Genomic DNA, 20,581 nt, shown 5'->3' on the forward strand with positions numbered 1-20,581 from the left:
CCCCTCAGGGGATGAGATCCAACGCCCGGGTCGGACCGGACGGGCGCTACGGCCCCGGATCGGGCTGCAGGAGGCCGTCCCTGCGGGCGATGTCGACCGCCTCCCGGCGGGACGTGGCGTCGAGCTTGCTGTAGATCGCCCGGATGTGGGTCTTGACGGTGCTGTGCGACACGGTGAGGTCCTGGGCGATCTCGTCGAAGGAGCGCTGCGAGGGCAGCAGGCTCAGCACCGTCCGCTCGCGCTCGGTCAGGGCCACCGCGCGCCGGTCGACACCGAGGGAGTGCCGCGCGTCGAGCGCGCACTGCGCGGTGCGGTCGACCGGGCCGAAGCTGCCCAGGTGGTGCACGAGGAGGTCGACGACCTCGGCCGGGGCCGACGCCAGCGGCCGGTGCACGGTCATCGCCTCGGCGAGCTCCAGCGCGCGGACCAGGCTGCGGCGGGCCCGGGAGGGATGGTGGCCGAGCAGGGCGAGCCGGCAGTCGAGCACGTACGCCTCGCCCAGGGCCCAGGGCGTGACTGCCGGTGCCGATCCGCTCAGCAGCGGCGCGAGGGCCTCCCCCGCCGCCTCGTGCCGGCCGAGGCCGTCGAGCCGCTCGGCCCGCAGCAGGGCCAACTCACCGCCGTCGGGCAGGGAGCGCTGGGCCCACGCGAGAACCGTGCGGGCCAGCTCGTGCCGGCCGTCGATCGCTGCGGCGCGGTGCTCCAGGAGCACGAGCATCGCTACCAGCTCGGGGGTGGCCACGACGGTCGCGGCGAGCTCCCGCGCCGTCCGCAGCTGCTCGAGTCCCTCCGTGGTGCGCCCGAGGTCGAGCAGCGCGGCCCCGCGCACGCCCCGGCAGGTCGCGGTCATGGAATGCGAGATCCGGGGCCCGGACGGGGAGGTGGCGACGGTGAGCACCGGATCGAGGAGGGCGAGGCACTGCGCGGGGTCGGCGCGCAGCATCGCACCGTAGGCCCGCAGCATGCAGGAGACGGCCGCGCTGCCGGTGGTCGGCCACTCGGCGGCCGGCGGCGCGTCACGGTCGGCCTGTTCGGCCAGCTCGGTCATCCGGCGGTAGTCACCCTCGAAGGCCGCGATGAAGGCGAGCACCGTCAGCCCCTGCGCGACGAGCAGACCGTGCCCCAGCTCGCGCGCCCGTTCCACAGCCGCAAGCGCCACCGGCAGCGCCTCCTGCCGGCGGTCGGCCAGCGCCAGCGCCGTCGCCCGCTCGATCTGGCTCATGGTCACCAGCGCGTGCTCGGTGGTGCCCGCTCCGTCCCGCTCCGTGGCCAGCACCACGGCATCCGCCGCTCCTTCGGCGAGCGCGAGCCGGCTCCGGACCCGCTCGTGCAGCGCCAGCAGCGCGGGTGGGGGGTCGACCGGCCACAGGTCCTGCGCCCGCTGCAGGTGCGTCAGCGCTGCCTGCCCCTCGCCGATCTCGAGCTCGACCAGGACCGCGAGCACGGCCTGCCACGCGTCGTCGCACCCGGCGGTCCGAAGCCAGTCCAAGGTCGCGCGCACGACATGCAGCTGCCCGGTCCCCACGAGGGCGAGCGCGTGTTGCCGCAGCAGCGGCTCCACCCTCGACGCATCCCCCGACAGGCGTGCGTGCGCGAGCGCGACGTCCGGCTGGTCGTGAGCGGCGTACCAGTCGGCGGCTCGGGCGTGCAGCTCGGTCACCAGGTCCGGTCGGCGACGCTGCAGGTCCGCGCGCAGGTGCGCGCGCAGCAGCGGCTGCACCCGGTACCACATACGGCCCTCACCGGAGCTGATCACCAGCGCGGTGTCGCGCTCGAGCGCATCGAGCACCTCGCCGGCGTCCGACCGGCCGGACAGCGCGGCCGCCAGCGACGCCGAGAGCTGGTCACACACGCTGTTGGCGGCCAACATCTCGCGGTCCGCGATCGGGAGCCGCTCGAGGATCTCGCCGACCAGGTAGTCCGACACCGCCCGGCTGCTGCCGACGAAGTCGGCGATGAACAGGTCGGGATCGCCTGCTCCGTGAAGCGACATCGCCGCCAGCCGCAGCCCGGCGGGCCAGCCCTCGGTCTGCGCGACCAGCCGCCGCACCTGGTCCGGCCGGACGAGGACGTGCGCGGCCGCGAACACGGCGTCGGCCTCGGCCACGGAGAACTGCAGTTCGGCCGCCCGGACCTCGGACAGCTTCCCGTCCAGGCGCAGGCGCCCCACCGGCAGCGGTGGGTCGGCGCGACCGGCCACGACTATCTGAAGACCAGGCGGCCGGTCGCGGACCAGGAGGCCGAGCCCGCGCAGCGGGTCGGGCGCCACCAGCTCGTGCACGTCGTCGAGGACCAACCGCAGCACGCCCGGCACGGCCTCGAACACCTCGAGGACGGTGGCGACGAACCCGGGATCCCGGCTCGGCAGGCCGGGCACCGGGAGCGCATCGAGTCCGTGCGCCCGGGGAACTGCCGGGCAGGAGGTGAGCGCCGTCAGCAGGGCCGACCAGAAGCGCCGGTCGTCGTTGTCGTCCGCGTCGAGCGTCACCCACGCCGTCGACGCCGGACGACGCGTCGCCCACTCGGCGAGGAGCAGGGTCTTGCCATAGCCCGCCGGCGCGCTGACCAGCACCAACTGGTCGGGGGCAGCGGCGTCGAGCGCGGTCAGCAGCCGCGGCCGGGGCAGGTGGCGACACGACAGCCGGGGTACCGCGGTCTTCGCGCGCGGTACCCGGAGGCGACCGCCCGATCGATCCCCGGTGTGCACTATTCACCGCAAAGTACTCCGGGCACGAACCCCCTCACAGTGCACGACCGGGGGTCATCGGTCGTCGTGAATCGGGTCCTGTGGTCGGAGGTCGCGCCCGACCTCGTGCATCGACACCACGCGCAGCCCCATCGACCGCAGCAGCGCGAGCACGCCGTGCAGGTGCGAGTCGTCGAGGATCTCGCCGCTGATGACGGTCTCCGGCGGCGCGTCGGCCACGGTCATGTCGGGGAAGGCGGCGCGGGACCGCGCGGACAGCAGCCCGGCCACCCGGATCTCGTAGCGTCGTGTCGACATCAGCTGCACCCCCGCTCGCCCGGACCCGCACGGCGGATGAGCATGTGCGCCCCGCCGTGCCCGGTCATCGTCCGGACGGGACGGGATGCCCGCTCCCCGCGGCCGGTGGCGGCGCCCGCCGGACCGGCCGTGGACGCACCGGCCGGCGTGTTCTCCCCCGCTGCGGACGAGGCGACGGTTGACCGGGTGCGGGACCGTGCATGCCCGACCCGGCCACCGGAGGACGCGCATGGCAGTGCCGGAGGTTCCCGTACCCGGACCCGGCGGGCCCGCCGGACCGGACACGACAGCCGCGGGGGCGGGGACCGGGCCGCGGGCACTGGTCGTGCTCGGTGGTACCGCCGCGGCGGTCGTCGTCGCCGCCGGCATTCATGCGGCCTCCTGGTTGGTCGGCCCGGTGTTCCTGGCGCTCGTCATCGTGATCACCATCCACCCGGTGCGGCGGCGGCTGGTGGGCACGGGCCTTCCGGCGTGGGCGGCCACCGCCGTCATGGTCGTGCTCGTCCTCGTCGCCGTGACCGGGCTGGCCGGAGTGGCCGTCGTCGCGGTGGCACAGCTCGCGACGGTCCTGCCGCTCTACGCCGCGGAGGTCAACGCCCTGGTCACCGACGGGATGGCCGCCCTCGGCCAGTTCGGCGTCGGGCCGGAGCAGCTGCGCCTGCTGGCCGCGTCGCTGAACGTCGCCACGCTGCTCGGCCTGGCCAGCGGGATGCTGCTCGGGCTGACCACACTGCTCGCCGACGTGGCGTTCCTCCTGGCCCTGCTGCTGTTCCTCTGCCTGGAGTCCTCGGCCGCGTCCGCGCGGCTGGCCCTGCTCGCCGACGGCCGCCGCCCGGTCGGCCAGGCGCTGCGCAGCTTCGCGGGCGGCACACGCCGCTTCCTCGCGGTCACCACGGTCATCGGACTGCTGACCGGGGTGATCGACACGGTGGTCCTGGCGCTGCTCGGGGTCCCGGCCGCGGCTCTCTGGGGCCTGCTGGTGTTCCTCACCAACTACATCCCCTACGTCGGCTTCTGGATCGGGCTCGGGCCGCCCGCGCTGCTCGGGCTCCTGGTCGGCGGCTGGCCGCTGCTGATTGCCGTCGTCGCGGTGTTCGTCGTGGTGAACTTCGTGCTCACCTCGCTGGTCCAGCCCTACTACGTCGGCGACGCCGTCGGCATCTCGGTCACCGTCGCCCTGGTCTCCCTGATGCTGTGGGGATGGCTGCTCGGCCCGGTCGGCGCGGTGCTGGCAGTCCCGCTCACCCTGCTGGTGAAGGCCGTGCTCGTGGATGCCGACCCTCGTGCGGTGTGGGCAGACGGGCTGCTGAGCTCGTCCCGGCGGGTCCACCTCCTCGAGGCGAGGGTCCGCGGGCGGGGCCCGATCGACGACGCCGGGTGAACTCGCCCCTCAGCCGACCTCGCGCCGTGCCGACACCCACCGCTGCACCAGGATCGCCACGGCCATCAGCGACTGCCCGACGACCAGGGCCACGCCCACGCCCGTGAGCCCGAGCACCGGCATCAGCACGAGCGCCGGGGGGATGACGAGCAGGGCGAGCACCGCGGGCACACCGAGCAGCACGCTGCGCTGCTGGCGCACGCGAGCCGCGAAGAGCGTCTCGGTCACCACGACGTTGGGCACCGCGGACAGCGAGGCCAGCGCGAGCAGCGTCGTGCCCGTGGTGACGTAGTGCTCGCCGAAGACCGACAGGATCAGCCCGGCCCCCGGCACGATCACGAGCACGGCCGGCAGCACCAGGGCGAGCGACTTCGTGGTCATGCTGCGGCGCGCCGCGGCCAGGCCCGCCGGGTCGGCCGCCACGTGCGCCACCATCGACTGGCCCATCCCGTGCGAGACCAGGTAGAGCCCGTAGGCGATCGCCCACGCGATCCCGAACGTCGCGGCCTGCTCGGCGCCGAGCGTGACGAGGACCAGCAGCGGCAGGCCGAACTCGACGGCGAGCGTGAAGAGGCCACCGGTCCAGTCCGCCGAGACGAACCGCGCGACGGTGCGCGGCCGGACCGGCGAGGGTGCGGCCGCGCCGGAGCTCCTGCGCGGGAGCACGCGCAGCAGGAACGCGGTGATCCACAGGATGATCAACGCGGTGGCCACCACCCACGACACCGCGATCACCGACGAGAACGCGACCAGCGCCCCCAGCGCGAGCAGCGCGATCTTCAGCAGGGAGAACACCAGGTTCTCCACCGGCACGAGCGTGGCCCGCTTGACCGCGGTGAGGGCGTAGTCCTGCATGACGAACACCGTCCACACCGGCGTGGCCAGCGCGAAGAAGGCGATCAGCGGGCCGGGCCCCACCGCGTCCAGCAGCTCGGGCGCCCACCACCGCGCACCGAGCGCGAAGACGGCCCCCGCCACCGCGGCCGCGGCGCCCGCTACCGCGTAGCAGGACAGCACCAGGCGACGCGCCGACGACCCGGCCACGGCGACGAAGCGCAGCAGCGCGTTGCCGAGGTTCAGCTGCGCCGCCACCGCGAGCAGCGTCATCGTCGAGATCAGGGTGTTGTTGACACCGACGACCTCGGGCGCGAACAGCCGGGCGGCGACCACCCAGTACAGCAGCCCGATGACCGAGGTGAGCCCCGAGCTGAGCACCAGGGCCAGGCCGTCCCGGTGCTGCGGGTCCCGCCAGCCCGACACCGCGTTCCGCAGGCGCTGCGGAACCCGCGAGCCCGGCGCGTCAGGCATCGTCGGCGTCGGCTCCCGCGGTGCGGGCGGCCGGGTTCTCCGGCGCGAGGGGGGTGTTGCCCAGGACGATGTCGGCGGCCTTCTCGGCCAGCATCAGGGAGGGGGCGTAGGTGTTGGCGTTGGTGATGGACGGGAACGCGCCCGCGTCGACCACGCGCAACCCCTCCACCCCCCGCACGCGCATCGTGGCCGGGTCGAGCACCGCGTCCTCGTCGCTGCCCATGCGGGTGCTGCTGCACAGGTGCATGCCGGGCTGACCGGTGCGGCTCACCCACTCCATGATCTGCTCGTCGGTGCGCACGGCCGCGCCCGGCAGCCACTCGCCGCCGTCGAGGCGGCGCAGCGCGGGCCGGGCCAGCAGCTCGCGCCCGATGCGCACGGCGTCCAGCCAGCGCTGCCGGTCCTGCGCCCCGGAGAGGAAGTTCAGCCGCAGCGCGGGGTGCACGGCGGGGTCCGTCGAGCGGATCGCGACGGACCCGCGGGCCGCGGACCGCATCACCTCGATGTGCATCTGGTAGCCGTGCTGGTCCACCGGCATCGAGCGCTCCTCGCTCGCCATCGCGAGCGGCGCGAGCACGAACGACAGGTCGGGAGAGGTCTGCTCGGGGCTGCTGCGGACGAACCCGCCCACCCGCATCGGGTTCCACGCGCCGGGACCGCGGCCGAGCACCAGCGCCTCGGCGACGATCATCGGCCAGCGCGACTTGCGCCGCACGGACGCCATCGACACCGGCTCGTTGCTGGTGTGCTGCACGTGCACGGCGAGGTGGTCCTGCAGCGACTCGCCGACGCCCGGCAGGTCCTGGACCACGGGCACGCCGAGCGCCTCCAGCGCGGCCGCGCGCCCGATGCCGGACAGCTGCAGGATCTGCGGGGAGCCGACGGCGCCCGCGGACAGGACGATCTCGCCCGCGCGCACGACGTCCTCGCCGCCGCGCCCCTGCCGGAACCGCACGCCCACCGCGCGCCCGTTCTCGATGTCGACTCCCGTGACCTGCACCCGGGTGCGCACCTCGAGGTTCTCGCGGTGCCGCACCGGGCGCAGGTACGCCCGGGCGGCCGACTCGCGACGCCCGCCCCGCACGCCCTGGTCCAGCGGAGCGAAACCCTCCTGCTCGGAGCCGTTGATGTCGGGCAGCACCGCGTAGCCCGCCTCGCGGACCGCGCCGAAGAAGGCCTCGAAGATCGGGCCCTCGACCGGGTTGCGCACCACCGTGTGCGGCCCGCTGCGCCCCCGGAAGGCGTCCTCGATCTCGCCGACGCTGCGCTCGAGGCGCCGGAAGTAGGGCAGGCAGTGCGCGTAGTCCCACTCGGTCGTGCCGGTCTCGGTGGCCCACCGGTCGAAGTCGGCGCGGTGCCCGCGCGTGTAGAGCATCCCGTTGATGCTCGTGGAGCCCCCCAGCACCTTGCCGCGCGGATGCTCGAGGCGCCGCGAGCGCAGCAGCGGCTCGGGCTCGCCCACGTAACGCCAGTCGTGCTGCGCGCTGCCGACCGGCATGCCCATCGCGAGCGGCAGGTGGACCGCCAGGTCCCACCAGTAGTCCGGGCGCCCGGCCTCCAGCAGCAGGACCCGCGTGCCGGGATCGACGCTCAGGCGGTTCGCCAGCACGCAACCGGCGGCACCGCCGCCCACGATCACGAAGTCGTACGCCTGCTCGGCCATCGGGTTTTCGCCTTCACACCTCGGGGCAGGGACCGTCTCGAGGCTAGCTCCGCGGGCTGAAGGTGAACTGTGAACGATCGCGTGGCGAACGGCGGGGGACGCGGCCGTGGCGCGCCGGATCAGCCGTAACCGGAAACGGATGGTGGATCGCCGCAGCTGACAACCCCGGCGGGCGCCAGGGCGTTTCAACAGGTGTGACGACGACAGGACCGCGATGATTCCCCGGCAAGAGCGGGCGGCATTCGATGCCTTCGTGACCACCTACTCGGACCGACTGGTGCGTTCGGCATACCTGCTGTGCGGGGATCGGCGGGATGCGGAGGACCTCGTGCAGATCGCTCTGATGCGGACCGCGCGACAGTGGCGGCGTGCCCGGGAGAGCCCGGAGGCGTATGCCCGTCGGGTGGTGGTGAACCTGGCCAAGGACCGGTGGCGCGGCCTGCGCCGGCGCCCGGCCGAACTGCCTCTGGAGGTGGACGTGCAGGCGCCGGACACGACGCGGCTGGTCGACCGGGACATGATCCTGCGCGCTGCCCAGCAGCTACCGGCGGGGCAGCGCGCCGTCCTGGTGCTGAGGTACTTCGACGATCTCAGCGTCGAGAGCACCGCCGCTGCCCTCGGCTGCACGACGGGCACCGTCAAATCTCAGACCGCGCGCGCTCTGGACAACCTCCGGGCCGCACTCATCCCGACACGGGGGCACGCAGATGCTGACCGATGACGACCTGACGCGCGAGCTCGGCGCCGCGTTCCACTCCGCGACCGACGATCTCACCTACACCGGACGCCGGCGGCCGCCGGTCAGCAGGGCGGTGGTGGCGCTCCCCGTCGCGGTGGTGGCCGTCGCGATCGCCGCGGCTGCGTCCACCGCGACCGCCGGATCGCCGGTGACCGGCGCCCCGACGGCCCACGACGGCGGGACCGTGGCGTCTCCGACCATGATCAGCGACAGCATCAGCCTGGCCGGACTCACGTTGCGCTACGAACGCCCGGCCGGACTCCCGGACCCGTTGCGGGTGGATGACGAGGTCGACCGGGTGCCCGAGGACGCCACGCCGGTGCAGCTCGTCGAGGGCGCCCGGGGGCAGGCATGGGTCGGCGTCGACCCGGATTCCGGCGACAACGCGCTCTACCTCCGGTCCCCGGCCCGCAATGGCGGCGAGACGTTCGCCGTATTGAGCTCGAGCTGGAGTCAGGAACAGCTCGTCGACGCGCTCGTCACCGGCGAGTCCGGCTGACCGGACGTCCGTCCGACGTTCACAGCGGGTCTGGTCCGCAGCCGCCACAGGTGTGATCATCGACCTCCTTGCGTCGTCGGAAGGAGCCGGACCATGAGCGACCGCACAGAGGACCCCGGCGGACCCGGCCTCATCAAGGCGCTCGGGCGCTGGGACGTCCTGGCGGTCGGGTTCGGCGCGATGATCGGGTTCGGGTGGGTCGTGCTGGTGGGCGGCTGGCTCACCGACGCCGGCACGCTCGGGGCGGTGCTCGCGTTCGTCGCGGGCGGCCTCGTCATGACGCTGGTCGGGCTCACCTACGCCGAGCTCGTCTCGGCGATGCCGCGGGCGGGCGGCGAGCACCAGTACGCGCTGCGCGGGCTCGGCTCGCGGCCGGCGTTCGTGGCGTCGTGGGCGATCGCGCTGGGCTACATCTCGGTCGTGGCGTTCGAGGCCGTCGCGCTGCCCCAGACCGTGCTCTACCTCGCCCCGGACATGCTGGCCGGCCGGCTGTGGACGATCGCCGGGTACGACGTGTACGCCACCTGGGCGCTGGTCGGGATCGCCGGCGCCGTGCTCATCACGGCGCTGAACTACTTCGGCATCCGCCCGGCCAGCGTCGCGCAGACCATCGCCGTCGCGTTCCTCCTCGCGGTCGGCGTCGTCCTGCTCACCGGTTCCTTCGTCGGCGGTGAGGCCGCGAACTTCGAGCCGTGGTTCTCCGGCGGGATCGCGGGCTTCGTCGGGGTGCTCGTCGCCACCCCGTTCCTGTTCGTCGGGTTCGACGTGATCCCGCAGTCCGCCGAGGAGATCGACCTGCCCTACCGCCAGGTGGGCAAGCTGCTGGTCGTCTCGGTCCTGATGGCCACCGCCTTCTACATCGTGGTCGTGTTCAGCGTCAGCGCGGCGCTCCCCCGCGCCGAGCTGGAGTCGGCGGAGCTGGCCGCCGCCGACGGCATGACCGCCCTGTGGAACAGCCCCGCCATGGGCACGCTGCTCATGCTCGGGGGCATCGCCGGCATCCTCACCAGCTGGAACGGCTTCCTGATCGGTGCCAGCAGGCTGCTGTACGCGATGGCCGAATCGGGGATGATCCCCCGCTGGTTCGCCTACCTGCACCCCCGCTACCGCACACCCACCCACGCACTGCTGTTCATCGGTGGCCTGTCGGTGCTCGCGCCGCTGTTCGGCGAGCAGATGCTCGTGTGGCTCGTCGACGCCGGTGGCATCAACATCGTGGTCGCGTTCTTCCTCGTCGCGCTGTCGTTCCTCGCGCTGCGCAGGCGCGAGCCGGACATGCCCCGCCCGTTCCGCACCCCGGCGGGCCCGGTCGTCGGCTGGGCGGCGGCCGCACTCAGCCTCGGGCTGGCGGTGCTCTACCTCCCGGGGATGCCGGCGGCGCTCGTCTGGCCGTCGGAGTGGCTGATCGTCGGGATCTGGTGGCTCGTGGGACTCTGGTTCGTCCTGCGGCTGCCGAAGGTCGCTCCCGGCCCGGACGCCGAAGAACGCCTCCTGGAGATCAACAAGCGATGACCCACGTCGACCCGTCCAACGCTGATTCCGCCGCGGGCTGGGACGGCCCCAGCGGCGACATCTGGACCGACAACGCCGACATGTTCGACGCCGGCGTGGCCCGCTACCTGCAACCCTTCCTGGACGCCGCCGCCATCGAGCCGACCTCGCACGTGCTCGACGTCGGTTGCGGCAACGGCCTCGTCACGCGGGAGGCCGCGCGCCGGGCATCCCGGGGCAGCGTGACCGGCGTCGACCTGTCCACGCGCATGCTCGACCTCGCCCGCCGCCGCGCCGCGCAGGAAGGGCTGGCGAACGTCCGGTTCCTGCAGGCCGACGCGCAGGTCGCCGACCTCGGCGAGGCCCGCTACGACCGGATCGTCAGCCGCAACGGCGTGATGTTCTTCGGCGACCCGGTCGCCGCGTTCTCCAACCTCGCCCGCGCGCTCGCACCCGGTGGGAGGCTCGTCCTGCTGGTCTGGCAGACGATGGCGGACAACCCCTGGTTCTCCGCGTTCCGCGACGCCGTCGCCGTCGGCCGCGACCTCCCGGCGCCGCCGCCGGACGGGCCGGGCCCGTTCGCGCTGGGCGACCCGGACCGCGTGCGCACCCTGCTGACCGCCGCCGGGTTCGGCGAGCCGGACCTGCGCGGCGTCCGCGAGCGGACGTACTACGGCCCGGACGTCGACACCGCGCACCGCTACATCTCCGCGATGCAACACGGCCTGCTCTCCGAGCTCGACGACGCCGCCCGCGCCGAGGCGCACGCCACCCTGCGGGCGGAGCTGCAGGAACACCACGGGCCGGACGGCGTGACGTACCCGTCCGCGATGTGGATCGTGACGGCCCGACGCATGGCCGATCCCGATGATCACAGCTCGCCGAACGGCGGCGCGTAGGTGAACAGGCCCGTCATCGCCGGCTCATAGGTCGTGAGCGTGCGCGCCTGGAACGCGGGCTCCCACTCGGCGACCTCCGGCCGGATGCCCAGCTCGGCCGCGGGCCGGAACCCGAACCGCGGGTAGTAGCCGGGGTGGCCGAGCAGCACGACCAGCGGCTCGTCGAGCGCGTCGGCCGCCGCGAGTACGGCGTGCACCAGCGCACCCCCGACGCCCGCCCTCTGCTGCCCCACGACGACGCCGAGCGGGCCCAGGCCCAGCACCGGGACGCGCTGCTCGCCGAGCGTGGCGCGCGTGCAGCAGACGTGCCCCACGGTCGCGCCGTCGCGGACCGCCACCAGCGACAGGGCCGGGATCCAGGCGTCGCTCGCCCGCAAGGCCGTCACCAGCCCCGGCTCGACGGGCTCGCCGTCCGGGTAGTGGGCGGCGAACGCGTCGGCGTGGACGCGGGTGACCGCCTCCTCGTCGCCCGGCAGCTCGCGACGAATGATCATTGCCCGACGCTCCCACAGGCTCGCTGCAGGAACCACCGGGTTATGTTCCCGTCATGATCGCAAAGGGGCGGGTCGGACGGATCCTTGCAAGCGGGCTGGCCACGCTGGCCCTGGTCACCGGGTGCGGGACCGGGAGCGAGGACGAGGCCCGTCCCGCGCAGCAGAGCGTGCTGGACGCCGTGCTCGCCCGCGGCGAGGTGAAGGTCTGCAGCACCGGTGACTACCGCCCGTTCACCCACCTCGACCCGGCCAGCGGCCGGTGGGAGGGCATCGACATCGACATGGCGGGCGACCTCGCGCAGCGTCTCGGCGTGCGGCTCACCCTGGTCGAGACGACGTGGGGCACGCTCGTGGACGACCTGGGCCGGACCTGCGACCTCGCCATGGGCGGCATCTCCGTCACCACCGAGCGGGCGACGCGGGCCTTCTACAGCGACGCCTACCTCGTCGACGGCAAGACGCCCGTCACCCGCTGCGAGAACGCCGGGCGGTTCCAGACCCTCGAGCAGATCGACCAGCCGGGCGTGCGCGCGGTCGTCAACCCCGGCGGCACCAACGAGGAGTTCGCCGACACCCACCTGGACCAGGCCACCATCGTGCGCCACCCGGACAACAACACGATCTTCGAAGAGGTCCTCGCCGGACGGGCGGACCTGATGATCACCGACGCGACGGAGACGCGGTGGCAGGCGCAGCAGCACCCCGAGCTCTGCGCCGTGCACCCCGACGCACCGTTCACGTTCTCGGAGAAGGCCTACCTCCTGCCGCGCGGTGACGTCGTCCTGCAGGAGTGGGTCGACGGGTGGCTGCACATCGCCCGCAACGACGGCACCTACGACCGCTTCGCGACGCCGCGCCTGGGCTGATCAGGGGCGCACGAGGATGCGGATCGGGTTGCCGTCGCGCTCGTGCAGCCGCCGGATGCCCTCGCCAAGGTCCTCCAACGACACCACACCGCTGACCGAGCGGCTCAGGTCGAGCCGGCCCGCGGCGACGAGCTCCACGAGGGTGGCGATGTCGGTGTTCTGGTAGCCGAGGTGGCCGAGGACCTGCTTGCGGCTGAGGTTGAAGGCGGTGGTCGTGCCGAGCGAGACCTCCTGCCCGCTCATCCCGACCCCGACCAGGCGCCCGCCCGGGGTGAGCAGCTCGATCCCCTGCTCGAACGTCGACTTGAGACCGACCGCGTCGAAGGCCACGTCGAGCAGGTGCCCGTTCGTGGCCGCCGCCACCTGCGCCGCCACGTCCGCTTCGCGCGGGTCGAACGCGAGGTCGGCCCCGAGCTCGAGCGCGCGCCTGCGGACGCCATCGTCGATGTCGAAGGCGATGATCGGATGAGCGCCGACCAACCGCGCCAGCTGGACGACGTGCGTGCCGACGCCACCGACGCCCCAGACGCCCACCGCCTCGCCGATGCGCACCTGCCCGGTGTGCACGACGGCGCCGAACGGCGTGGCGACCGCGTCGGCGAGGAGGGCAGCCTGCTCGAGCGGCACGGAGTCGGGCACCCGGGTGAGCCCGAGCGCGTTCGCGACGGTGTACTGCGCCCACGCGCCGTCGTAGGCGAACGCCATCAGCTGGATGCCGATGCAGTGGGCGAAGTCGCCGCGGCGGCAGTTCGCGCAGGTGCCGTCCGCTCGGCCGGCGGCTGGGATGACCCGGTCGCCCTCGGACCACCCGACCACGCCCGGGCCGACCGCGGCGATCGTGCCGGCCGCCTCGTGGCCCTGCGTGACGACCTCGGGGATGCCGAGGCCGCCGAAGACGCCGTCGATCAGGCTGAGGTCGGAGTGGCAGATCCCGCAGTAGGCCACTTCGATCAGGACCTCACCCGGACCCGGCTCAGGGATCGGGACGTCCTCGATCGCCCACTCGCCGGTCGCCTTGCGGAAGCGCTGGGCGCGCATCGTCGCAGCCATCGGACGATCCTCGCGCCGGAGCGCAGCGTCGAGCATGTGACGCCGATCACGAACGCCGCAGGCCCTGGATCGCAGCTCGGGATCGGGTCAAACTAGAGCGCGGTTCTAGTTGTCGGGCGAGGAGGCCTCCAGGATGACGATCGTCGAACCCCGCCCCGCCGCGATCCGCACCGAACACGTCGACGTCCTCGTGGTCGGCGCGGGCATCTCCGGCATCGGCGCCGCCTACCACCTGCGGGAGCGGTTCCCGGCGAAGTCGTTCACGATCCTCGACGCGCTCGATCGCCCCGGTGGCACCTGGTGGACCCACCGCTACCCCGGCGCGCGGTCCGACAGCGACCTGTTCACCTTCGGCTACCGGTTCAAGCCCTGGCGCGGGCCGTCCATCGCGAGCGCCGGCGAGATCCTCTCCTACCTCGACGAGGTGATCGAGGAGAACGGCCTGCGCGAGCGCATCCGCCACGGCCACCGCGTCACAGCAGCGCGCTGGTCGTCGCGCGAGCAGCTCTGGACCGTGGAGGTCACGCGCGTCGACACCGGCGAGCAGCTGCGCTTCACCACCGGGTTCCTCTGGATGTGCCAGGGCTACTACCGCCACGACCAGGGCTACGTCCCCGAGTGGCCGGGCCTCGACCGGTTCCGCGGCACCGTCGTGCACCCCCAGCGGTGGCCCGAGGACCTCGACCACGCCGGCAAGCGCGTGGTGGTCATCGGCTCCGGCGCCACCGCGGCCACGTTGATCCCCGCCATCGCACCGGCCGCCGCCCACGTGACGATGCTGCAGCGCTCGCCCACGTTCTTCCTCGCCCGCCCGCGCACGCACGAGCTCGCCACCACCCTGCGCGCGCTCGACATCCCCGAGGAGTGGACGCACGAGATCCTCCGGCGCGCCCACATCGCCCAGGGCGCCGAACTCACGCGCATGTCCTTCGAGTCGCCCGACGAGCTGCGCAAGTTCCTCATCGAGGAGATGCGCGCGATGCTGCCCGAGGGCTTCGACGTCGACCGGCACTTCAACCCCCGCTACCGACCGTGGCAGCAGCGCATCGCCGTGGTGCCCGAGGGCGATTTCTTCGCGGCCCTGCGGGAGGGCCGCGCGTCGGTCGTCACGGACACGATCGACACCTTCACCGAGAGCGGCATCCGCGTCGCGTCCGGGGAGGAGCTCGAGGCCGACATCGTGGTCACGGCCACCGGCTTCGACCTGTCGCTGTTCGGCGAGATCGCCTTCACCGTGGACGACGAGCCGGTCGACTTCACCGAGCGCGTCACCTACCGCGGGCTCATGATCAGCGGCGTGCCCAACATGGCATACGTGTTCGGCTACTTCCGCAACAGCTGGACGTTGCGGGCCGACCTGGTGAGCGAGTTCGTGTGCCGGCTGCTCGCGCACATGGGCGAGAAGGACGCGTCCACGGTCGTGCCGCAGCTGCGACCCCAGGACGCCGGCATGCCATTACGGTCGTGGGCCGACCCGCAGGACTTCAACGCCGGCTACGTGATGCGCTCGATGGACCGGATGTTCAGGCAGGGCGACCGCGAGCCGTGGACGCACATGCACGAGTACGTCGAGGAACGGGAGATGCTCCCGGCCGCGGACCTCGACGACGGCCTCACCTACCGCTGACCCCGACACCGAAGGAGATCGCGTGCCGCTCGACCCGCACATCGCCGCCCTGCTCGAGACCATGGCGGAGGCCGGAGCGCCGCCGATGTACGACGGCACGCCGGAGGCCGGGCGCGCCCAGTACCTGGCGCTCACCGCCGGCGCGCGGGCGCCCGAACAGGTGGTGCCGGTCGCGAGCGTCGAGAACCGCACGGTGCCGGGCGCCGAGGGTGACCTGGGGGCCCGCGTATACCGGCCCGAGGGCGAGGGCCCGTTCCCCACCGTCGTGTTCTTCCACGGCGGCGGCTGGGTGATCGGCGACCTCGACACGCACGACAACATGGCCCGCACCATCTGCCGGGACAGCCGCGCGCTCGTCGTCGCGGTCGACTACCGGCTCGCGCCCGAGCATCCGTTCCCCGCCGCGGCGGCGGACGCCGTTGCCGCGGCGCGCTGGGCCGCCGCGCACCTGCACGAGCTCGGCGGCGATCACCGGCTGGCGGTCGCAGGCGACAGCGCGGGCGGGAACCTGGCGGCCGCGGTCGCCCAGCAGCTGCACGCCGACGGCACCGCCGTGGTCGCCCAGTTCCTCGTCTACCCGGCCGTCGACGCCGCGGGCGACTACCCGTCGCGCACCGAGAACGGCGAGGGCTACTTGCTGGAGAAGGCGACCATGGACTGGTTCTACGGTCACTACGCCGGCGCGTGGGACGACGCGAAGGACCCCCGACTGTCGCCGCTGCACGCGCCCGACCTCGCCGGCCTGCCCCCGGCCCTGATCGTGACCGCTGAGTTCGACCCGCTGCGCGACGAGGGCGCGGCCTACGGCGAGGCCCTGCGCGCGGCGGGGGTCGAGGCCGAGATCCACTGCCACGCCGGCATGATCCACGGGTTCTTCGACATGGCCGCCGTCTCGCCCGCGGCGCGCGCCGCCGTCGAGCAGGACTGCGCGGGGTTCGGTGAGCTCCTCCACCGCTGACGCGCCGCCCGTCACGTTCGCCGCGCTGCTCGCACTCGACCAGGAGGAGCACGACCTCTTCCGCGCCCCCGGACGCGCCGGCCCCCCGGAGCGGACGTTCGGGGGCACCGTGCTCGCGCAAGCCCTGCTCGCGGCGGGCCGGACGGTGGCACCCGAGCGCAGCGCGCACTCCCTGCACGCCTACTTCCTCCGGCCGGGCGACGCGTCCGCACCGACCGACTACCGGGTCACGACGATCCGGGACGGCGCGACGTACGCGACCCGGCAGGTGGTGGCCACGCAGCACGGACGGTCGACGTTCCTGCTCACGGCCTCGTTCCAGCTCCCCGAGGGCGGGCGGGAGCACCAGCTGCCGCGGCTGGACGCCCCGCCTCCCGAGCAGCTCCCCACGCTGGAGGAGGCCAGTGCCGACGTCGGCGGTCATCTCGGGCGGTGGTTCGCCCGGCTCCCCCTGACCCGCCCCCTCGACCTGCGCTTCGACGGTGAGCTCCCGCGGGCGGCCGCCGCCCGCGGCGAGGCCGCCGCCCCCCGCCACCGGTTCTGGCTGCGCACCCGCGAACGCCTGCAGGACGCGCAGCTGCCGCACAGCTGCGTGGTCGCCTACGTCTCGGACATGCTGCTGCTGTCCACGTCGCTGGCGCCGCACTCCACCGCGCCCGGCGCCCCCGACATCGCCACGGCGAGCATCGACCACTCCGTCTGGTTCCACCGCCCGTTCCGGGCCGACGAGTGGCTGTTCTACGAGCAGGAGAGCAGCCTCGCGTTCGGCGGCCGCGCGCTCTGCCACGGCCGGCTGTTCGCACGGTCCGGCGACCTGGTCGCGACCGTGGCGCAGGAGGCGATGATCCGCGACCGCACTCCCGACTCCGACGGGCGGGGCCCGGCGACGCCGCCCTGAGCGTCCGCCCTCGGCCAGGGACCGCAGCGCCTGGCCCCGGACGCGGTCACCGTCGTGCAGCCAGCTGGCCCGCGTCGGCGAGTGCTGCCCGCACGGCGCTCCGGACCTGGCGGAATCGCTTCCGGACCCGGTCGGCGCCGACGAACCCACTGCGGCGACCGTTGGTCAGCCGGATGAGGGCCAGCTCATCGCCGTCCACGAGCACCTCGACCCCCAGGAACGCGGATCCGGGGGCCCGTGGGTCGCCGACCGCGGTGCGAGCCGGATCCGGTCCCGTGACGTCGGTGGACTCCCACGCACGCACGCGGAAACCGTCGTCCGCCTCGACGCTGTAGCCGAGCGACTCCAGTGCGTCCGTGGCCGCCGAGAGCGCGGCGTCTCGGCCCTTGATGGCGAAGGAAGCTTTGCTGAACACACCGCCCAGTCTCGAACGGCAAAGCCGTGGGCGGCACCGGCGTCCGGCCCGAGTCGCCCGTCCGGAGGACGCCTCCGGTCAGTACTTTCGTCGGTGCCGCCGGGCTCCTCCGCCTCGTGCACCTCACCAACGGTCCGGATCTGACCGCAATCCCCACCACAATCGCCGGCGTGACCAGTGAGATCCTGCTGCCCGCACACTCCGTTCCCCGCGCCGGCGCCGTGCTCAACCCGTTCGTGATCGTGGACGACGCCGCCGGCCTGATCACCTTCGTCTCCGAGGTCTTCGACGTCACCGAGACCGCCGAGGCCAGGACCCCGATGCCGGACGGCACGCTGATCCACGCCGAACTCAGGCTCGGCACCGTCGACCTGATGGTGGGCGACCGCCGCGACGGGTGGCCGGCACGACCCGCCCTCCTCCAGCTCTGGGTGCGCGACGTAGCCCCACCCCTGGAGCGGGCGACGGCGCGCGGCGCCACCGTCGTCACCGAGCCGACCTCGTTCTACGGGGAGACCACCCTCGCCAGGATGCTCGACCCCTGGCAGAACCTCTGGTGGCTCTACGCCCCTGCACCCGGGCAGCCCGACCCGACGCCCCACTGGGACGGCGGATCGGACACGGTGTTCGCCACCTTGGACTATGCCCTGCGCTCCATGGCGAGGTGAGGGGCGCTGTCGTCGTGGTCGTACGACCCGTCGACGGGGTGCGCACCGCGAATCCGGGAGCGTGACCGGACACGGGGGCGCGAGCCCCACTCGACCCAGCGCCCTCGCTCCCTCGCGGCGACAACACCCACGCACTGCTCGGACCGATCACCTCGTCCCGCCCGGCAGCACCCGCGGTGCAGGCCACGCCCACCGCAGGTTTCACCACGAGCGAGACGTCAGCGGGGTTGGATCTCCAGCGAACCCCGCTCACGTCTCATTGATCATGCAACGCACGCCGAAGCGGCCATGATCAGCGAAAGTGGTGTCAGAGCGACAGATCTGTCGCCCTCAGACCACTCCTGGCGATCATGACAGCGGTCCGAGGTACGAGAAAGTACGTGAGCGCGGCCGCAAGGGCCCTGACGCGCGGCTCGGACCGCGACCGCACGATCGAAGTACGTATGCAGCCAACGTCTAGCCCCCGCTACCGCTCAGCTCGCCGATGATCGCGCGGGCCATCTCGACCGCGGGGGCACGGCCGTCCGGGGACGGCGCGAGCGACGCCCAGACCACGACCGTGTTGCCGCGCTCCGGATCGTGCCCGGCGAAGGTGTTGTAGCCGGGCAGCTCGCCGGTGTGCCCGTAGTACGGACCGAACCGTGCCAGGGCGAGGCCGTAGCCGACGCCCTGCGGGTCCGCGGGGTCGATCGGGCGGACGCTGTCGATCCGCGCCTGCTGCGTCGCCTCGCTCAGCAACCCGCCGCCGACCAGCGCCTGCACGTAGGCGACGAGGTCCTCCGAGGTCGAGATGCCGGCGCCGGCGCTCCACGCCCAGGAGGGGTTGCTGGTGGTGACGTCGAGGGGAGCCAGGGTGCCTGCGCGGGCGGCCGCCTGCTTCTCCGGCGGCAGCACGTTCGAGTCGACGGTCTCGACGTTGGTGCCGTAGGTGTAGCCGTTGGCGCGCGGCTCCGGGAGCGCGCTGGACGTGCGCGCGGGGAACGAGGACGCGCCCAGGCCCAGCGGCGCGAGGATGCGGCGTTCGATCTCCGCCTCCAGCGGGGCGCCGGTGAGCTGCTCGACGATGCGCCCCAGCAGCACCGTGTTGGTGTTGGAGTACGAGTAGCCCTCGCCGGGCGGGAACGCGGGCGGCTCCGCGAGCCCGATCGCGATCAGCTCCTCGGGGTCGAAGACCGCACCGGGGTCCGCATCCATCCGCTCGTTGATCTCCAGCGAGGTGGTGTAGTTCCCGAGCCCGCTGCGCATCGTGAGCAACTGTTCGATCGTGATGTTCGGCCCGTTCGGCACGTCCGGCCGGTAGGTCGCCACGGGGTCGTCGAGGCGCAGCCTCCCCTCGTCGACGAGCTGCAACACCACGGTGCCGGTCCAGGTCTTGGTGACGCTGCCGATCCGGACGTGGTCGCCGACCTGCACCGGTTCGCTGCCGCGGAAGGTCCTGGTACCCATGGTCGTGGTCCAGTCCCCCAGCTCCGCCGAGCGGACCTGGACGGCGGCCCCGGTGACGAGCAGGTCGCGGGCGAGTTGCTCCAACTGCGGTTGCAGCCGGGCGCCGTAGGCGGGAACGGACGGCGCGGGGTCTGCTGGAGCGGGCGCCTGCGCCGCGCAGGACGCCGCCAGCACCGCACCGGCAGCGGTCACCGCCGTCAGGAGGCGCCGCGCACGGCAGGTGCGGTGGTCGGTGGGACAGCTCATGGTCCGCACCTTTCGTCGGGGGTGCCGGGCGTTCTCGGCCCGCGCGCCGGGAGTGTTAGCACTTCTCGTCACACGGACGAGGTGATGGGGGACGAGCCACGGCGGGAGGTGCGTCCCGTGCCCGGTATCGACGTGGAGCTGTGGCCCGAGCTGACCCGGCACCGGGTGCTCGTGGGCTGGATGCTGGCCGCGTTCCTGATCACGTTCCTGGCCACGCGCGCGATCACCACGGCGATCCGGCAGGGCCGCGGACCGTTCAGGAACGCGCGGGTCGGCACCGTGCACGTGCACCACCAGGTCTACGGCATCTTCCTGCTGCTCGGCACCGGGACCGCCGAGTTCACCTACCGTCCGGCAGCCCCGTGGGCCGACGTCCTGGCCGCGCTGTTCGGGGTCGGGGCCGCGCTGACGCTCGACGAGTTCGCGCTCTGGCTGCATCTCGAGGACGTTTACTGGACGCGTGAGGGCCGCAGCTCCGTCGACGCGGCGCTCGTCGCGGTGATCGTCGGATCGCTGCTCCTGGTGGGCGCCAACCCGTTCGGTGACGACCCGACCGGCGGCGCCGTGGTGGCGGCGCTCGGCGTCGTCGTGAACCTCGCGTTCGCCCTCGTCGCGATCCTGAAGGGCCGCCCGGTGCTGGCCGTCGTCGGCGTCTTCGTGCCGTTCCTGGCACTGGTGGCCGCGCTCCGGCTGGCGCGCCCGACATCCCCGTGGGCCCGCCGCCGCTACGACGAGCACCGCATGGAACGCGCACGCCGCCGGTTCCCGCACGGGCGGCGCACGCGCTGGGACCGCCTCGTCGACGTGTTCGCGGGAGCACCGACGCTCCCGGATCGCGGACCGCCGCCGTAGCCGAGCGGAGGGGGACCACGATTGTGGAAGATCGCATAGGCTCCGGCGGCCGACGACCTTCTGCAGAGGTGAACTTC

Annotated in this window: 19 protein-coding genes; 11 read left to right on the forward strand and 8 right to left on the reverse strand. The window is 73.2% G+C overall.

All coding sequences use genetic code 11. From position 1 onward, the window contains the following. Nucleotides 1-46: 46 nt before the first annotated feature. Nucleotides 47-2,707, reverse strand: coding sequence for a LuxR C-terminal-related transcriptional regulator (locus CFP66_RS03310; protein WP_094920225.1), 2,661 nt, complete (start codon nt 2,705-2,707; stop codon nt 47-49). Nucleotides 2,708-2,761: 54 nt separating this feature from the next. Continuing rightward, nucleotides 2,762-3,004 (reverse strand): hypothetical protein, encoded by a 243-nt coding sequence (locus CFP66_RS03315; protein WP_094921471.1) that lies wholly within the window; start codon nt 3,002-3,004, stop codon nt 2,762-2,764. Nucleotides 3,005-3,233: 229 nt separating this feature from the next. Here CFP66_RS03315 and CFP66_RS03320 point away from each other — a divergent pair, with 229 nt between their 5' ends. Then, nucleotides 3,234-4,385, forward strand: a complete 1,152-nt coding sequence (locus CFP66_RS03320; RefSeq protein WP_094920226.1) for an AI-2E family transporter — start codon at nt 3,234-3,236, stop codon at nt 4,383-4,385. 9 nt (nt 4,386-4,394) lie between these two features. On the opposite strand, the gene CFP66_RS03325 is transcribed toward CFP66_RS03320, so the two are convergent. Further along, nucleotides 4,395-5,693: a lipopolysaccharide biosynthesis protein gene (locus CFP66_RS03325; RefSeq protein ID WP_094920227.1), complete on the reverse strand. Its 1,299-nt coding sequence runs from the start codon at nt 5,691-5,693 to the stop codon at nt 4,395-4,397. Beyond that, entirely contained in the window at nt 5,686-7,356 is a 1,671-nt protein-coding gene (locus tag CFP66_RS03330) for a choline dehydrogenase (protein WP_094920228.1), read from the reverse strand. Before CFP66_RS03330 ends, CFP66_RS03325 begins: the two co-directional genes overlap by 8 nt. 214 nt (nt 7,357-7,570) lie before the next feature. Here CFP66_RS03330 and CFP66_RS03335 point away from each other — a divergent pair, with 214 nt between their 5' ends. The 4 genes from CFP66_RS03335 (at nt 7,571) to CFP66_RS03355 (ending at nt 10,984) form a co-directional block, all read left to right on the forward strand. Further along, entirely contained in the window at nt 7,571-8,077 is a 507-nt protein-coding gene (locus CFP66_RS03335) for a SigE family RNA polymerase sigma factor (protein ID WP_094920229.1), read from the forward strand. Then, entirely contained in the window at nt 8,064-8,594 is a 531-nt protein-coding gene (locus CFP66_RS46955; protein WP_143517089.1) for a hypothetical protein, read from the forward strand. The genes CFP66_RS03335 and CFP66_RS46955 overlap by 14 nt, the downstream gene beginning before the upstream one ends. A gap of 93 nt (nt 8,595-8,687) precedes the next feature. After that, entirely contained in the window at nt 8,688-10,106 is a 1,419-nt protein-coding gene (locus CFP66_RS03350) for an APC family permease (protein WP_094920232.1), read from the forward strand. Next, complete coding sequence (locus CFP66_RS03355) at nt 10,103-10,984, forward strand: class I SAM-dependent methyltransferase (RefSeq protein ID WP_094920233.1); 882 nt, start codon at nt 10,103-10,105, stop codon at nt 10,982-10,984. Before CFP66_RS03350 ends, CFP66_RS03355 begins: the two co-directional genes overlap by 4 nt. On the opposite strand, the gene CFP66_RS03360 is transcribed toward CFP66_RS03355, so the two are convergent. Further along, nucleotides 10,957-11,478 carry a GNAT family N-acetyltransferase gene (locus tag CFP66_RS03360; RefSeq protein ID WP_094920234.1) on the reverse strand — a complete coding sequence of 174 codons (522 nt, stop codon included), beginning with the start codon at nt 11,476-11,478 and terminating at the stop codon, nt 10,957-10,959. The two genes, CFP66_RS03355 and CFP66_RS03360, sit on opposite strands and share 28 nt — an antisense overlap. Before the next feature lie 53 nt (nt 11,479-11,531). Here CFP66_RS03360 and CFP66_RS03365 point away from each other — a divergent pair, with 53 nt between their 5' ends. Next, entirely contained in the window at nt 11,532-12,344 is an 813-nt protein-coding gene (locus CFP66_RS03365; protein WP_094920235.1) for a transporter substrate-binding domain-containing protein, read from the forward strand. Here the strand turns inward: CFP66_RS03365 and CFP66_RS03370 are convergent, their stop codons facing one another. Next, nucleotides 12,345-13,394 carry a zinc-binding dehydrogenase gene (locus CFP66_RS03370; RefSeq protein WP_094920236.1) on the reverse strand — a complete coding sequence of 350 codons (1,050 nt, stop codon included), beginning with the start codon at nt 13,392-13,394 and terminating at the stop codon, nt 12,345-12,347. Nucleotides 13,395-13,527: 133 nt separating this feature from the next. Between CFP66_RS03370 and CFP66_RS03375 the strand changes: the two genes are divergently transcribed. From CFP66_RS03375 to CFP66_RS03385, 3 genes are read left to right on the forward strand one after another with little or no spacing between them, the layout of a single operon-like run. Next, a complete protein-coding gene (locus tag CFP66_RS03375) occupies nt 13,528-15,021 on the forward strand; it encodes an NAD(P)/FAD-dependent oxidoreductase (RefSeq protein WP_094920237.1) in 1,494 nt (497 codons plus the stop codon). A gap of 22 nt (nt 15,022-15,043) precedes the next feature. Continuing rightward, nucleotides 15,044-15,979 carry an alpha/beta hydrolase gene (locus CFP66_RS03380; protein WP_094920238.1) on the forward strand — a complete coding sequence of 312 codons (936 nt, stop codon included), beginning with the start codon at nt 15,044-15,046 and terminating at the stop codon, nt 15,977-15,979. Continuing rightward, nucleotides 15,960-16,877: an acyl-CoA thioesterase II gene (locus tag CFP66_RS03385; RefSeq protein WP_094920239.1), complete on the forward strand. Its 918-nt coding sequence runs from the start codon at nt 15,960-15,962 to the stop codon at nt 16,875-16,877. The genes CFP66_RS03380 and CFP66_RS03385 overlap by 20 nt, the downstream gene beginning before the upstream one ends. Before the next feature lie 46 nt (nt 16,878-16,923). Here CFP66_RS03385 and CFP66_RS03390 read toward each other — a convergent pair whose 3' ends face one another. Beyond that, nucleotides 16,924-17,292, reverse strand: a complete 369-nt coding sequence (locus CFP66_RS03390) for a hypothetical protein (protein WP_094920240.1) — start codon at nt 17,290-17,292, stop codon at nt 16,924-16,926. Nucleotides 17,293-17,462: 170 nt separating this feature from the next. Here CFP66_RS03390 and CFP66_RS03395 point away from each other — a divergent pair, with 170 nt between their 5' ends. Continuing rightward, nucleotides 17,463-17,960: a glyoxalase/bleomycin resistance/extradiol dioxygenase family protein gene (locus tag CFP66_RS03395; protein ID WP_143517090.1), complete on the forward strand. Its 498-nt coding sequence runs from the start codon at nt 17,463-17,465 to the stop codon at nt 17,958-17,960. Nucleotides 17,961-18,416: 456 nt separating this feature from the next. Here CFP66_RS03395 and CFP66_RS03400 read toward each other — a convergent pair whose 3' ends face one another. Further along, a complete protein-coding gene (locus tag CFP66_RS03400; protein WP_094920243.1) occupies nt 18,417-19,652 on the reverse strand; it encodes a serine hydrolase in 1,236 nt (411 codons plus the stop codon). Nucleotides 19,653-19,769: 117 nt separating this feature from the next. On the opposite strand from CFP66_RS03400, the gene CFP66_RS03405 reads away from it, so the two are divergent. Further along, a complete protein-coding gene (locus CFP66_RS03405; RefSeq protein ID WP_233159106.1) occupies nt 19,770-20,504 on the forward strand; it encodes a hypothetical protein in 735 nt (244 codons plus the stop codon). The last annotated feature ends 77 nt before the right edge of the window (nt 20,505-20,581 follow it).

The organism is Pseudonocardia sp. MH-G8 (assembly GCF_002262885.1).
Lineage (GTDB): Bacteria > Actinomycetota > Actinomycetes > Mycobacteriales > Pseudonocardiaceae > Pseudonocardia.

Excerpts from the sequence above, each read along its gene's own strand:
- CFP66_RS03315 (WP_094921471.1), bottom strand. The coding sequence starts at position 3,004 with ATGTCGACACGACGCTACGAGATCCGGGTGGCCGGGCTGCTGTCCGCG.
- CFP66_RS03320 (WP_094920226.1), top strand. The coding sequence starts at position 3,234 with ATGGCAGTGCCGGAGGTTCCCGTACCCGGACCCGGCGGGCCCGCCGGA.
- CFP66_RS03325 (WP_094920227.1), bottom strand. The coding sequence starts at position 5,693 with ATGCCTGACGCGCCGGGCTCGCGGGTTCCGCAGCGCCTGCGGAACGCG.
- CFP66_RS03330 (WP_094920228.1), bottom strand. The coding sequence starts at position 7,356 with ATGGCCGAGCAGGCGTACGACTTCGTGATCGTGGGCGGCGGTGCCGCC.
- CFP66_RS03335 (WP_094920229.1), top strand. The coding sequence starts at position 7,571 with ATGATTCCCCGGCAAGAGCGGGCGGCATTCGATGCCTTCGTGACCACC.
- CFP66_RS46955 (WP_143517089.1), top strand. The coding sequence starts at position 8,064 with ATGCTGACCGATGACGACCTGACGCGCGAGCTCGGCGCCGCGTTCCAC.
- CFP66_RS03350 (WP_094920232.1), top strand. The coding sequence starts at position 8,688 with ATGAGCGACCGCACAGAGGACCCCGGCGGACCCGGCCTCATCAAGGCG.
- CFP66_RS03355 (WP_094920233.1), top strand. The coding sequence starts at position 10,103 with ATGACCCACGTCGACCCGTCCAACGCTGATTCCGCCGCGGGCTGGGAC.
- CFP66_RS03360 (WP_094920234.1), bottom strand. The coding sequence starts at position 11,478 with ATGATCATTCGTCGCGAGCTGCCGGGCGACGAGGAGGCGGTCACCCGC.
- CFP66_RS03365 (WP_094920235.1), top strand. The coding sequence starts at position 11,532 with ATGATCGCAAAGGGGCGGGTCGGACGGATCCTTGCAAGCGGGCTGGCC.
- CFP66_RS03370 (WP_094920236.1), bottom strand. The coding sequence starts at position 13,394 with ATGGCTGCGACGATGCGCGCCCAGCGCTTCCGCAAGGCGACCGGCGAG.
- CFP66_RS03375 (WP_094920237.1), top strand. The coding sequence starts at position 13,528 with ATGACGATCGTCGAACCCCGCCCCGCCGCGATCCGCACCGAACACGTC.
- CFP66_RS03400 (WP_094920243.1), bottom strand. The coding sequence starts at position 19,652 with ATGAGCTGTCCCACCGACCACCGCACCTGCCGTGCGCGGCGCCTCCTG.